This window comes from Burkholderia sp. AU33423, assembly GCF_002223135.1.
In the GTDB taxonomy this organism is placed as follows: Bacteria; Pseudomonadota; Gammaproteobacteria; order Burkholderiales; family Burkholderiaceae; genus Burkholderia; species Burkholderia lata_D.
Genome location: NZ_NKFH01000010.1, coordinates 53444 through 66492 on the forward strand (window position 1 = coordinate 53444; position 13049 = coordinate 66492).

Sequence of the window (13049 nt, forward strand, 5' to 3'; positions counted from 1 at the left end):
CACATGCCGATACTGGAACTCCGGATTTTGCCGCCCATCGCGGTCGGCAGGCTGGGCGCTGCGGCGACGCCGCTGGAAGCGTTCGACCTCGTCGTCGATCCCGACAACCCGCTCGACTTTCGACGCATCGTGCCGCGTACCACGCTGGAGGTGGATCCCGAAAGCGGCGAGATCGTGAAGGCCTATGTGCCCGACACGATTCGCTTCAAGGACGAGAACAAGAAGGTGCGGCCTGTCGCGCCTTTTCTCGAAGTGTTTGCGCGCACGAGCGAGGCGCCCCATACGCTGCAGCCGCTCACGCTGCAATTGCTCGCGGCGGAACAACTCGATCTCGACGCCCTGCATTGGGATATCCATCTGGGCAACATCAAGATCTACCGCCGCACCAACGACGCGAACGACAAGATCCACGCGAACCTGACCGGCCTCAAGGATCACAAGCGGCACGCGATGCATGGCCATTGCGAGCACTTTCGCCCGGGGCGGCATCTTCCGCTCGGCCACGTCCAGTTCGTCAAGCCGACGGCGCAGTTCCCCGAGATCCGCCTGCGCTACACCCCTGCCGCCGGTATCGTGTACGGTACGCGGCTGGTGCGCCGCACCTCGGACAAGGAACGCGAAGACGAGCTGAAGCTCGATCCCGTCATCGATCGCGACCATCTCCTGCTCTACGCCGAGACGCCGGGCAAGTGGCTCGGCTTCAGGGAGGCGGGCGGCCCCACGAAGGAGCATCCCGCGCCGACCAACCCCGCGCAGATTTTTGCCGGATACGCCGACAAGGATGGCAATCAAGTCAGCTGGGGCTATCTCGACGACGAATGCGATGGCCACGTGCAAGTCGTGCTGACGAGAAAGGACGGCTCCACGCTGCGCGCGCACGGCTATATCGGCGCCGGGCCGCCGGCCTATGCGCCCGATACCATGCCGGTGCGCGTGGTGTCTGACGAGATGGAGCAGATTCTCCACGGCATCCATGTCCCGGAAGAGAGCGTATCGATCGACGAAGCCACGGAGATCGTCCTGCGTGCGCTCGAAACGATCCGCCTCATGAACACCGCCGTCATGAACGGCAACCCGGTCAACGGAAGGCTCAACGTCGCGAGCACGATGGTGCGGCAGAACACGGCCGACTTCGAGCGCTATTACGAGCCGATCGCCGCCGAATCGATCGTCGACAATCTCGCGCTGCGTGCGCTGCACGAGCGCGTGTTCAGCACGCTGGCGGCGGGTGGCGCGCCGTGGTTCGCCAAGCTGCTGCGCCAGCCCGAGGACATCGGCGACCTGACCGCCGAGGGCCTGCGCAAGATGCCGGCCCTGATGCGCGGGGCGGATGGCCGTAGCCTGACGCTCACGCGCCGCCACATCAATCTTGTGATCAAGGCGGCGCGAGACGCGATGTTCGGACAACCTGATCCGAAGGGAGACAAGCATGTCGGCTAACGACCCGAACGTTCCGAAAGACCTCGAGCAGCCCGGCAACGGGGAAATCCGCGCGTCCAACCTGACCGCGCAGATTCACCATCGCGGCGTGGGCAACCCGGCCTCGGTGATGCCGCGCACGGCGATTTCGAATTGCTTCCCGGGCCTGGAGTTCGATTTCCGCAATTTCTGGCGGCGCGCATTCGTCGGCATCACCCTGGTCGAGAACAACAACTACGTCGTCGATGCGGAGCCGGGCTACGAGCATCTCAAGACGCGCCGCCTGCTGAGCTTCGACGGCCACAAGGTCGGCACGATGGTCCTCACGACCGGGCCGGTGCTGCCAGGCGGGGATCCTGTCACGCTGGCGAGCAAGCCCAACCCCAATGCGGTGTCGTTCATGGAGTGGTCGAACTCCATCGCCCGCATCGTGCATTTGCAGGGCAAGCCGGTCGAATGCGAATTCACGGCTCACGAGAACGCCCTGGAAGAGGTGTACTACGACCACGGCAAAACCGAGACACTGAAGACGACGCTCACGCTGAGGCACTTTTTCGAGGGCGACACCGCCAGCTTCAACCTCGAGATGCTGAAGCCGGGCGAGCTGACGCAAGGCCTCTGCGCGCCTTGGCAGAACGACTATCGCGAATGCGCGTGCTACTACTGGGCCGCGTCGCGACCCGACTTCGTCAATGTCGAGCCGGGCGACGACGGGCTGGCGCGCGGCGACATGTGGCTCTCCAAGCGCCGCACAGGCACGTACGTGCCGGACAATCGCGTCGACACGCGGTTGTGGTCCTACGACGATCTGTTCCGGTCCTGGCAGGAGGATCTGCAGTTCGTGATCCGCGGCAAGGATGCCGATGAAACCTGACCCCACCGTCGAGCCGCTCGCGCCGCTGGCGTCGGCGATGGCGGCGCGTATCGTCGAGGCGTCGCGCCCGCGGCATCCCGGGATCCACGTGGTCGAGGATGCGGAGGGCGCGCAGCTGTTGCTCGTGAACGGAAGCCGCCTGTTTCATGTGCCGCATGATCTGCATGACGCGTTTCAGGCGGCGATCGAGGACGGGGACGCGCAGGCCGTCGCCTCGCTGGTCGCGAGCCGCGGGCTCGACATGCGTCCGGCGATCGACGACGATCCGTTGACCGAGATGCCGGTGCACGCGTTGTCGCTTGCCGTCGCGCAGAAATGCAATCTCGGCTGCACCTATTGCTACGCCCAGCAAGGGGAATTTGGCGGCAAGGCGAAGAACATGCCGCTCGAAACCGCGCTGGCGGCAGTTGACCTGCTGATCGAGCAGGCGAGCGAGGGCGGCAAGATCAATCTTGCATTCATGGGCGGTGAGCCGCTCGCCAATCGCGCGGTGCTGCGCGCGGCGACTGTCCACGCGCGGGAGCGCGCCGATGCCCGCGGAATCCGATGCCAGTTTTCAGTGACGACGAACGGCAGTCTGCTGCAGGAAGATGACGGAGCGTTCTTCGAAGAGCACGGCTTCGCTGTCACCGTCAGCCTCGACGGCCCCGCGCCCGTGCATGACCGCTTGCGTCCGTTCAAGGGCGGCATGGGCTCGTTCGATCACATCGTCGAGCGCGTGACGCCGTTGCTGGCGCGCCAGCGGCGCATGCAGGTCTCGGCGCGCGTGACCGTCACGCCGTTCAATCTCGACTTGCCGAGCACGCTCGATACTTTCGTCGACATGGGGTTCCACAGCGTCGGCTTCTCGCCGCTGCTGCGGGCTTCGAACGGCCGCGCGGAAATGGGCCCGAACGATATGGCAGACATGCTGCAAGGGATGATCGCCTGCGGGCTCGCGTTCGAGCAAAAGGTCATGCGCGGCGAGCGCTACCCGTTCTCGAACATGCAGAACGCGCTGCGCGAAATCCAGCGCGGCACGCATCGGCCGTATCCGTGCGGCGCAGGGGCGGGGTATTTCGGCGTCTCCGCCGATGGCGAGCTGGCGGCGTGTCACCGCTTCGTCGGCGACGAGGCCGGCGTCATGGGGCATCTTTCCACGGGCGTCGATCAGGCGCGCCAGACGATCTGGCTCGCCGAGCGTCACGTGCACCAGCAACAGCCCTGCAATACATGCTGGGCGCGCTATCTTTGCGGCGGCGGATGCCATCACGAGGTCCTCGAGCGCGGACGCAGCGCCTGCGATTACATCCGCGGCTGGCTGCACTATACAATCGGCGCGCACGGCAGGCTCGCGCGCTATGCGCCGGCGTGGTTTGCCGGTTCGCCTGGCGCGTCGTCCAGCGGTGCGGGAACGGCGTGAATCGCGCGTTCGACATGCTCGTGACCGGCGCCGGTCCCGCTGGCCTGTGCGTGGCGCTGCGCTTGAACCATCTCGGGCATCGCGTGCTGCTCGTCGAGCGAAGCCCGCTATGGCCTCGTCCGCAGATCGGGGAAGCGCTGACGCCGGGTGTCAGAAACATCATCGACTACCTCGACGCGGACGAGGTGCTCGAATCCGTTCCCATCCTCGCAGGCAAGCCCACGAGCGTACGTTGGACGAGCGAATCGATCGAGACGGTGGCGCACGACGGCGCCGTCGTGGAGCGCGCCGCATTCGATGCGGCGTTGCTGCACCTGGCCGTGGCGCGCGGCGTGGAAGTGCTGCGGCCGGCGAGCCTCGCGCAAGTCGACGGAGCGCCCGGTGCCTGGTGCGTGCAAATCGCTACGCCCGACGGGCTGCGGACCGTCGAGGCGCACGTGCTGCTCGATGCCCAGGGCCGGCAGAGCCGGCGCGAGCCGCAGCGCTTGCACGCGCCTCGGTTGTCCACGGTATGGGCCGAAGCCGCGATGGAAACACCGGCTGCGCATGCCGATGCCGCCACGCGCGTGGAAGCGCTCGATGACGGATGGATGTGGGGTGCTGCGCTGCCGGGCGGCCGTTACCGCGTGATGTTCACGTTCGATCCCTCCGCACGGGACGACGCGCTCGAACGCGAGCCGGAGTCTGTCTTGCGCAACGCCTGCACGCGAAGCGCCTTGTTCAAGGACATGGCAGGTGTGCGTTGGTGCGATTCGCCGCGCATGTGCGTATCGACGCCCTACGTCGACGCGCTCTCCTGGCAGGACGGCCGCATCAAGCTCGGCGACGCGGCGTTCGCGCTCGACCCGATCTCGTCCTCGGGCGTCGAGAAGGCGATGCGCTTCTCGCTGCAGGCCGCTATCGCGATCAACACGTGGTGCCGGGCAAGCGATGCCTCGGAGCGCGAACTGGCTCGGCGCTTTTACGAATCGCGCCTGATCGAAAGCGCGGCGCGTCACCTCGCATGGACCGCCGGGTACTACCGTCAGGCATGGTGCGCCGAATCGCCTTTCTGGCGCCTGCGCTCGACGCCCGCGTTGACGTCCGATCCGGTTGCGACGTCCTCGCCCGGCGACGAAATCGCGGCGCGCGTAGACCTCATGACGCGCGCGCTGCAAGAGGAATGGGCGCGCGTGCCGTCGGACCAGCCGCAGCCCGGCGAACCCGTGCCTCCGTTGTCCTTGCACAGTCCGATCCGCTTCGCCCGCAATACCGGCATCGTCGTGGTGCCTTGCGCGACCGGCGACCGCGTCACCGCGCATCCCGCCTTGCAGCATCCGAGTCTTGATCGACCCGTCGCGTTCTGGAATGGCGTGGCGCTGTTTCCGCTCCTCGACATGCTGACGCGGGCAACGCATCCACTCGAGCTGATTGCGTTTCTCTGCAGATCGATGGAAGCGGCCAGGGCGCAACAGCTGCTCGAATGGCTGTGGAGCAAGCAAATGGTCGAGCCCGCTGTGTTCGGTGCGTGAATGCCTGTTATTGGGCGGCGCAAGCACACTCGCTTCGTGACCGCTTGTCCCGTCGCGCAGCGATACTTTCCGGACCATCGCTCGTCCGTTGCGGGAACGCGGTTTGAACTGCTGAGGTTTTCTGATGAGCTGGCGAGCGCTCAGCACTGACTCGAGCGTGCTCGAGTCAGCCATCGGGAGATGACGGTTCATCGAATCACTTCGCGACGAGGCAAGAGGCCCGGTGCCGGTGGCAGCCCTCGAAGATCCGCCGAAGTAGCGAGCCCCGGCATCTGAGCGCGACTGGTTCGGTCGAGGAAAGGCACTCCGCGATGGCGGATTTCGCGGACTGCCTGATCGAGCGTTACGGGCAAGTAGCCGGGTGCGAGTACACGGCTACTTTCGACGTGTCGGCCTCGAAGGTCGTGGGGATGCAGTTGACCAAGTAATCGTGCCGATCGCTAATACACGACGAGTCGTTCGGATGCTGCCGAGAACGCTGCCGACGTCCCGCGCTCGCCGGATCCGGGGCTTCGTCGCGTCCGCCTTTTAGTTGTTTTTTAGTGTTCGGACTGGGGTAAGGGAAGTCCGGTTTTGGGGGCTGGAGCGCAAGGCCTTGCTGGCATTGCCTTGGAACACATTCGCGATTCGAAGTTTCTACGTCGAAACTTCAGGAGCTGAGTTAGGACGTGCGCGGTTGTGCAGTGAAAGAGAGCGCGATGCGCTCCTCGCAAACGAGGACAACCTTGTGGGTCTACGGTGAACGGAGGCCATCCGGCGCCCTGGAATTTGACGCGTAATATATTGGACTGGCTTTGCCTGGATGATCGCCCGAGCGCGATATCGCATTGCCGGCGTTCTGCAAATTTCCCAAGATTCCAATATGCGTATCCCGCCGCTCAAGGCCATCATCGCGTTCGAAAGCGTCGCCCGGACCAAAAGCGTCAACCGCGCGGCGGAAGAGCTCGGCCTGACCGCGTCCGCCGTCAGTCATCAGCTCAGCAACCTCGAATCGCAGATCGGTCAGCCGCTGTTTCAGCGCTCGGGGCGCGGCCTCGTCCTCACGCCGACCGGCGAACGCTATTTGGCCGACGTCACCGGCTCGTTGGCCGATCTCAGCCGCGCGACCGAGCGCGCGTCGAGCCGCACCGAAGTCGATATCCTGCGCGTGCATTCGAGCCCGAGCTTCGGGTTGATGTGGCTGCTGCCGCGGCTGTCGTCGTTTCAGGAGGCGAACGGCGATATCCAGCTGAACCTCGCGTGCTCTTACGAAAACGTGTCGTTCTCGAACGGTTTCTACGATATCGACGTCCGGCACGGCTATGGCAACTGGGATAACCTCGAGGTCCGGACCGTGCGCGGCGAGTTCATCGCGCCGCTCGCGTCGCCGCGCTATCTCGAACGGCATCCGGTCAAGGCGCCGGAAGACCTGTTAGCGCATCGTCTGATCTATTCAGAAACGCCGCTGGTCCAGTGGAAGCAGTGGTTCGGCCGAACCGGCGTGCCGCAGGCGGCCCAGAAGACCTTCGATTTTTCATTCGACCGTTCATACATGTCGCTCGAAACCGCCGCGCTCGGCCTCGGCATCGCGCTCGAAAGCCTGATGCTCGCGTCGGTGAAGATCCGCGAAGGGCTGCTGGTGCCGGTGTTCGGCTCGGCCCATGCGGTCGAAGTCGGCGCACATCATCTCGTTTACCCGCGGCAGAACGCGGAGCTGCCGCGCGTGAAGCGCTTCCTTGCCTGGATCGAGCGAGAAGTCGCGGCTCATCAGCAAACGGGTTGAGCGGGCCGTTCGGCCGCGCCCCCGGGGATATCGCGCTGCAGCACCGGCCGCGCGCCGTCATCTGAATTTTTCTCAACTATGGCTGAGCGTTTCCGCGTTGATGCGGGTGTCAGGGGAGCCGACACTCCATGCACACATCAACACACAGGAGACGACCGATGTTGCTCGACCAGAAGACCATCATCGTGACCGGCGCCGCGTCGCCGCGCGGTATCGGCAAGGCCACTGCCCGGGCACTGGCCGCCCACGGCGCACGCGTGGCGATCCTCGACCTTCGTCGGGAAGACGCAGAGGCGGCAGCCGCCGAACTCGGGCGCGACCATCTCGGCCTGGCCTGCGACGTGACCGACCGCGACGCGTGCGTGGCCGCAGCCCGTGCGACGCTGGAACGCTATGGCCGCATCGACGGCCTCGTCAACAACGCCGGCATCACGCAACCCGTGCGCACGATGGAGATTTCCGGGCGCGACTTCGATGCGATCGTCGACGTGAACCTGCGCGGCACGCTGTACATGTCGCAAGCCGTTCTGCCGGCGATGAAGGAGCAGCGCGGCGGCAGCATCGTGTGCATGTCGTCGGTATCCGCGCAGCGCGGCGGCGGCATCTTCGGCGGGCCGCACTACAGCGCCGCGAAGGCCGGGGTGCTTGGGCTCGCGAAGGCGATGGCGCGTGAATTCGGTTGTGACCATATCCGCGTCAATTCGATCACGCCGGGCCTGATCCAGACCGACATCACCGGCGACAAACTGACGCCCGACATGCGCGCGGACATCATCAAGGGCATTCCGCTCGGCCGCCTCGGCGAAGCCGACGATGTCGCCCATGCATGCCTGTTCCTGCTGAGCGACCTGTCGAGCTATCTGACGGGTATCACGCTCGACGTCAACGGCGGGATGCTGATCCACTGAAAACGGCGCCGCGACACGTGCGGCGCCGCCCATCATGCACCCGGGACAACCCGGGGCCGTGGCAGGAGACAAACATGAGAGCAAAGTATCCCGCACCGCCGGTTCACGGCGAGATGCTGCAACAGGGCGATGTACAGACGTTCGAAGCGGCGACCTATGCGAAGGTCGCGCGCCGGCTGATCCCGTTCCTGATGTTGTGCTACCTCGGTGCCTATCTCGACCGGGTCAACGTCGGATTCGCGAAACTGCAGATGCTCAACGACCTGCGGTTCAGCGAGACCGTGTACGGAATGGGCGCAGGCATATTTTTCCTCGGGTACTTTCTGTTCGAAGTGCCGAGCAACCTGATCCTGCATCGGGTCGGGGCGCGCCGCTGGCTCGCGCGCATCATGCTGACGTGGGCCGTGATATCCGCGAGCTTCGTGTTCGTGAAGTCGCCTACCGCGTTCTATGCGCTGCGGTTTCTGCTCGGTGTCGCCGAAGCGGGCTTTGCGCCGGGCGTGATCCTGTACCTCACGTACTGGTTCCCGTCGGCGCGGCGCGCGAAGGCGCTGTCGCTGTTCTTCATGGCGATTCCGCTCGCGGGGATCATCGGCGGGCCGCTGTCCGGCGCGATCATGCATTCGCTGCACGGCGCGATGTCGATGGCCGGCTGGAAGTGGCTGTTCCTGCTCGAAGCACTGCCTTCGTTCGTGCTGGGCTTTGCGATCCTGCTGTATCTCGACGACGGCATCGACCGCGCAAAATGGTTGACCGATGCCGAAAAGGCCTTGCTCGTGCGCAACGTATCGGCCGATGCCGCGCACACGACCGCTCACCTGTCGATTCGCGCATTCGTCGCCGATCGCCGGCTCTGGCTGATGGCCGCGATCTATTTCTGCGTCGTGCTCGGGCAGTACGGCCTGACGTTCTGGCTGCCCACGATCATTCGCAAGGCCGGTGTCGCCGATCCGCTGTGGGTCGGGCTGTTCACCGCGATTCCGTATGCGTGCGCGATCGTCGCGTTGCCGCTGATCGGCATGAGCGCCGACCGCCGCCGCGAGCGCCGCTTCCATCTCGCGGTGCCGATGCTGATCGCGGCGGCGGGTTTCGCGACGTTGCCGATGCTGGGCAGCGTCGGCGCATCGATCGTGTGCCTGAGCATCGCGTCTGCCGGCATTCTCGCGTCATCGTCGCAGTTCTGGTCGCTGCCGACGGCGCTGCTCGGCGGGATGTCGGCCGCCGCGGGCATTGCCGCGGTCAACTGCTTCGCGAACCTCGCGGGATTCTTTTCCCCGGCGATCGTCGGCTGGCTGAACGACCTGACCGGCAGGTCCACCGCCGGGCTGCTCTTCATCTCCGTTGCGATTGCGTTCGGCGCGCTGCTGGTGTTCCTGGTGCCGCGATCCGTGAACCGCTGATTCGACCTGCATACCTTCTGATCCAATACTGGAGTAATCGATGGATACCGAAACGATCCATGAAGCGGTCACGCTCGCCGAGCGCGCGTACTGCATCCGCAGAAACGCCGTGCTGATGGGCGAAGTCCAGGGCCAGGGCTACGTCGGCCAGGCGCTCGACATCGCCGACGTACTGGCCGTCGCGTACTTCGGCGCGATGCGCTATCGCCCCGACGATCCCGAGTGGGAAGGGCGCGACCGCTTCCTGCTGTCGAACGGTCACTATGCGATCGCGCTGTACGCCGCGTTGTTCGAAGCCGGCATCCTGCCGGCCGACGAACTCGAAACCTACGGCAGCGACGATAGCCGCTTGCCAATGTCCGGGATGGCGAGCTACACGCCGGGGATGGAGATGTCGGGCGGCTCGCTCGGGCAGGGGCTGACGATTGCGGTCGGTCGTTGCCTCGGTCTGAAGCACAAAGGCTCGGACGCATTCGTCTATACCCTGTTCTCGGACGGCGAACTGGACGAAGGCGCGATCTGGGAAGGGCTGATGTCGGCCGCGCACTGGAAGCTCGACAACCTGATCGCGATCGTCGACGTGAACAACCAGCAGGCCGATGGCCCGTCGACACAGATCATGGCGTTCGAGCCGCTGGTCGATAAGCTCGAGGCATTCGGCTGGTACACGCAACGCGTGGACGGCAACGACATCGATGCGGTGAAGCGCGCGTTCGACCATGCGCGCGAACATGACGCGCCGCAGCCGCGCATCATCGTCTGCGACACGAAAATGGGGTGCGGCGTGCCGTTCCTCGAAGCACGCGAGAAAAGCCATTTCATTCGCGTCGATGCGCACGAGTGGAAGCTCGCGCTCGACGCACTCGAAGCAGGGAGACACGCATGAGCACCGTCGACAACAAGCCGCGCCTGAAGACTTCCGCGATGATCGCGTCCATCGCGGCCGACGGGCAGGCGACCCGCGCCGCGCCGTTCGGCCATGCGCTCGCGAAGCTCGCGCGGACCAACGAGAACGTGATCGGCATGACGGCCGATCTCGGCAAGTACACCGACCTGCACATCTTCGCGAAGGAATTTCCCGAGCGTTACTACCAGATGGGGATGGCCGAGCAGCTGCTGATGGGTGCGGCCGCCGGATTCGCGCACGAAGGGGCGCAGCCGTTCGTCACGACCTATGCGGTATTCGCGACGCGCCGCGCATACGACTTCATCCATCAGGCGATCGCCGAGGACAATCTCGATGTGAAGCTGGTGTGTGCGTTGCCCGGCCTCACGACCGGTTACGGCCCGAGCCATCAGGCGGCCGAGGATCTGGCGCTGATGCGCGCGATGCCGAACATGACCGTGATCGATCCGTGCGACGCGCTGGACATCGAGCAGATGGTGCCCGCGATGGCCGCGCACAAAGGGCCGGTGTATGCGCGCCTGCTGCGCGGCAACGTGCCGGCCGTGCTTGACGAATACGATTACCGTTTCGAACTCGGCAAGGCGAAGCTGCTGCGCGACGGCAACGACGTGCTGCTGATCTCGTCCGGGATCGTGACGATGCGTTCGCTCGAGGTCGCGAAGGCGCTCGAGGCCGATCGCGTCGATGTCGCGGTGCTGCACGTACCGACGATCAAGCCGCTCGACACGGCGACGATCGTCCGCGAGGCGTCGCGCAGCGGGCGCATGGTGATCGTCGCGGAAAACCATACGGTGATCGGCGGGCTCGGCGAAGCGGTAGCGACCGCGCTGCTGGCGGCCGGCGTTGTCGTGCCGTTCCGGCAGATCGGGTTGCCCGATGCGTATCTCGCCGCGGGTGCGCTGCCGACGCTGCACGATCGTTACGGGATCTCGGCCGGCGCGATGCGGACGAATATCCGGTCGTGGGCCGGGTGACGGCCTGACGGCCGTCCAGCGTCGTCTCCGCGCGCGACGACGTCGAATGCTTCGTCCGTGACGGTCACGTCGATGGTCGCGTCGGGATAACGCACCGCAAAGCTTGCCAGCCACGGCCCCGACAGGAAGGGTTCGGCAATCGACGTGGCCGAGAGCCGAAGATGGCCGCGCGGCGCGTCGGTTGTGCCTCAGCGACGTCCTTGGCGCCGTGACGGATGAATTCTCTCCGCACTGCGGAGAGAATTCAAGCTATGGCCGCCGCGGCCCACTCCTTGCTCGATTGTTTTCTCGGTATTTCCGAGAACGTTCGAACAAGGAGGGCCTGACATGAAAGCAGTCGTATTTCACGGAATCGGCGATATTCGCCTCGACACGGTGCCCGATCCCGAAGTCACCGACGCGACCGACGCGATCGTGCGCCTGACGGCCAGCGCGATCTGCGGCACCGACCTGCACATGGTGCGCGGCACCCTCGGCGGGATGAAGCCGGGCACGATCCTCGGCCACGAGGGTGTCGGCATCGTCGAGACGGTCGGGCGCGACGTGCGTAACCTGCGGCGCGGCGATCGAGTGCTGATTCCGTCGACGATCGCATGCGGCAGTTGCGCGTACTGCCGCGCGGGCTACACCGCGCAATGCGATGTCGCGAACCCGGGCGGCCCACGCGCGGGTACCGCGTTCTTCGGCGGTCCGGCCGACAGCGGCGCGTTCGACGGGCTGCAGGCCGAATACGCGCGCACGCCGCTTGCGCACGCAAGCCTGATTCGGCTGCCGGATGCCATCGACGACGATCGCGCGATCCTGATGTCGGACATTTTTCCGACCGGCTATTTCGGCGCGCAGCTCGCGGAAGTGAGTCCGGGCGACACGGTCGCCGTATTCGGCGCGGGGCCGGTCGGCCAGTTCGCGATCGCGAGCGCGAAGCTGATGGGCGCCGGACGCGTGATCGCGGTCGACCGCGTTGCGTCGCGTCTCGAGATGGCGTGCGCGCAAGGCGCGGAGATCGTCGATTTTTCGGAGGACGATCCGGTCGAGACGGTGCTGCGGCTGACGGGCGGGATCGGCGTCGATCGCGTGATCGACGCGGTGGGCGTTGACGCGATGCGCGCGACGCACGGGCCGGCCGCGGCCGATCGCGATGCGGCGCATGCGTTCGATGCGGAAGTCGATGCGATCGCGCCGCACCGCAAGCCGGACGGCCGCAACTGGGTGCCGGGCGACGGGCCGTCGCAGGTGCTGCAATGGGCGGTGCGCGCGGTCGCGAAAGCCGGCACGGTGGCGGTGATCGGTGTGTATCCGTCGGCGTCGCGCGTGTTTCCGGTCGGCGATGCCATGAACCGCAACCTGACGATCAAGATGGGCAACTGCAATCACCGAACGGTGACGCCGCCGCTCGTCGAGCTCGTGCGCAGCGGCGCATTCGACCCGCTGTCGGTGCTCACGCGTTGCGAACCGCTGACGAATGCGATCGATGCCTATCGCGCGTTCGACACGCGCGAGCCGGGCTGGATGAAGGTGAAGCTGACGCCATGACGATGCCAACCGAAACCGGGAGGACTGCGATGAACGATCAATACGACAACTGCATGGCCGCTTGCGACGCATGCGCACACGCATGCGATGCGTGTACGGCCGCGTGCCTCGCCGAGCGCGACGCGCAAGCGCTGGCCGACTGCATCGCGCTCGACATCGAATGCGCGCAGCTGTGCCGCTTCGCGTCGGGCGCGATGGCGCGCCGCAGTGTGCTTACGCCAAGCATCTGCGCGCTGTGCGCGCAAGCATGCGACCTGTGTGCGGCCGAATGCCTGCGGCATGCACACGATCATTGCCGCCGCGGCGCGCTCGCGTGTGAAGCATGCGCGGCGATGTGTCGCGCGGTGGCTTGAGCACGG

The 13049-nt window shown here is 65.6% G+C and carries 11 protein-coding genes and 2 pseudogenes; 12 read left to right on the forward strand and 1 reads right to left on the reverse strand.

The annotated features are described in order from the left end of the window. Positions 1 to 3 precede the first annotated feature (3 nt). The 10 genes and pseudogenes from CFB50_RS35590 (at position 4) to CFB50_RS35635 (ending at position 11157) form a co-directional block, all read left to right on the forward strand. Positions 4 to 1440, forward strand: a complete 1437-nt coding sequence (locus CFB50_RS35590; protein ID WP_089449107.1) for a hypothetical protein — start codon at positions 4 to 6, stop codon at positions 1438 to 1440. Further along, the gene (locus CFB50_RS35595) at positions 1430 to 2293 is read left to right on the forward strand and encodes a hypothetical protein (protein ID WP_089449108.1); all 864 of its coding nucleotides are present in this window, start codon (positions 1430 to 1432) and stop codon (positions 2291 to 2293) included. Before CFB50_RS35590 ends, CFB50_RS35595 begins: the two co-directional genes overlap by 11 nt. Then, positions 2283 to 3695 carry a radical SAM/SPASM domain-containing protein gene (locus CFB50_RS35600; RefSeq protein ID WP_089449109.1) on the forward strand — a complete coding sequence of 471 codons (1413 nt, stop codon included), beginning with the start codon at positions 2283 to 2285 and terminating at the stop codon, positions 3693 to 3695. The genes CFB50_RS35595 and CFB50_RS35600 overlap by 11 nt, the downstream gene beginning before the upstream one ends. After that, entirely contained in the window at positions 3692 to 5206 is a 1515-nt protein-coding gene (gene qhpG, locus CFB50_RS35605) for a flavin-dependent monooxygenase QhpG (RefSeq protein ID WP_089449110.1), read from the forward strand. The genes CFB50_RS35600 and qhpG overlap by 4 nt, the downstream gene beginning before the upstream one ends. Positions 5207 to 5511: 305 nt before the next feature. Continuing rightward, positions 5512 to 5634, forward strand: a pseudogene (locus CFB50_RS40370) (VapC toxin family PIN domain ribonuclease); the annotation flags it as partial. A 434-nt stretch (positions 5635 to 6068) separates the two neighbouring features. Further along, positions 6069 to 6968, forward strand: a complete 900-nt coding sequence (locus CFB50_RS35615; RefSeq protein ID WP_069249971.1) for a LysR substrate-binding domain-containing protein — start codon at positions 6069 to 6071, stop codon at positions 6966 to 6968. A gap of 158 nt (positions 6969 to 7126) precedes the next feature. Further along, complete coding sequence (locus CFB50_RS35620) at positions 7127 to 7876, forward strand: SDR family NAD(P)-dependent oxidoreductase (protein WP_089449111.1); 750 nt, start codon at positions 7127 to 7129, stop codon at positions 7874 to 7876. Positions 7877 to 7950: 74 nt separating this feature from the next. After that, positions 7951 to 9276, forward strand: coding sequence for an MFS transporter (locus tag CFB50_RS35625; RefSeq protein ID WP_089449112.1), 1326 nt, complete (start codon positions 7951 to 7953; stop codon positions 9274 to 9276). Between the two features lie 40 nt (positions 9277 to 9316). After that, positions 9317 to 10162, forward strand: a complete 846-nt coding sequence (locus CFB50_RS35630; RefSeq protein ID WP_089449113.1) for a transketolase — start codon at positions 9317 to 9319, stop codon at positions 10160 to 10162. Next, positions 10159 to 11157 (forward strand): transketolase family protein, encoded by a 999-nt coding sequence (locus CFB50_RS35635; protein ID WP_089449114.1) that lies wholly within the window; start codon positions 10159 to 10161, stop codon positions 11155 to 11157. The genes CFB50_RS35630 and CFB50_RS35635 overlap by 4 nt, the downstream gene beginning before the upstream one ends. On the opposite strand, the pseudogene CFB50_RS35640 reads toward CFB50_RS35635, so the two are convergent. Next, a pseudogene (locus CFB50_RS35640) lies at positions 11103 to 11321 on the reverse strand (LysR family transcriptional regulator); the annotation flags it as partial. The gene CFB50_RS35635 and the pseudogene CFB50_RS35640 overlap by 55 nt on opposite strands. 163 nt (positions 11322 to 11484) lie before the next feature. On the opposite strand from CFB50_RS35640, the gene CFB50_RS35645 reads away from it, so the two are divergent. Next, complete coding sequence (locus CFB50_RS35645; RefSeq protein WP_089449116.1) at positions 11485 to 12690, forward strand: zinc-dependent alcohol dehydrogenase; 1206 nt, start codon at positions 11485 to 11487, stop codon at positions 12688 to 12690. A gap of 2 nt (positions 12691 to 12692) precedes the next feature. Continuing rightward, positions 12693 to 13043, forward strand: a complete 351-nt coding sequence (locus tag CFB50_RS35650; protein WP_089449542.1) for a four-helix bundle copper-binding protein — start codon at positions 12693 to 12695, stop codon at positions 13041 to 13043. Positions 13044 to 13049 lie beyond the last annotated feature (6 nt).

What these genes read in the sequence shown, in the direction of transcription:
- CFB50_RS35630 (WP_089449113.1), top strand. Translation starts at nt 9,317, where the DNA reads ATGGATACCGAAACGATCCATGAAGCGGTCACGCTCGCCGAGCGCGCG.
- CFB50_RS35595 (WP_089449108.1), top strand. Translation starts at nt 1,430, where the DNA reads ATGTCGGCTAACGACCCGAACGTTCCGAAAGACCTCGAGCAGCCCGGC.
- CFB50_RS35600 (WP_089449109.1), top strand. Translation starts at nt 2,283, where the DNA reads ATGAAACCTGACCCCACCGTCGAGCCGCTCGCGCCGCTGGCGTCGGCG.
- CFB50_RS35645 (WP_089449116.1), top strand. Translation starts at nt 11,485, where the DNA reads ATGAAAGCAGTCGTATTTCACGGAATCGGCGATATTCGCCTCGACACG.
- CFB50_RS35615 (WP_069249971.1), top strand. Translation starts at nt 6,069, where the DNA reads ATGCGTATCCCGCCGCTCAAGGCCATCATCGCGTTCGAAAGCGTCGCC.
- CFB50_RS35590 (WP_089449107.1), top strand. Translation starts at nt 4, where the DNA reads ATGCCGATACTGGAACTCCGGATTTTGCCGCCCATCGCGGTCGGCAGG.
- CFB50_RS35650 (WP_089449542.1), top strand. Translation starts at nt 12,693, where the DNA reads ATGCCAACCGAAACCGGGAGGACTGCGATGAACGATCAATACGACAAC.
- CFB50_RS35635 (WP_089449114.1), top strand. Translation starts at nt 10,159, where the DNA reads ATGAGCACCGTCGACAACAAGCCGCGCCTGAAGACTTCCGCGATGATC.
- CFB50_RS35625 (WP_089449112.1), top strand. Translation starts at nt 7,951, where the DNA reads ATGAGAGCAAAGTATCCCGCACCGCCGGTTCACGGCGAGATGCTGCAA.
- CFB50_RS35620 (WP_089449111.1), top strand. Translation starts at nt 7,127, where the DNA reads ATGTTGCTCGACCAGAAGACCATCATCGTGACCGGCGCCGCGTCGCCG.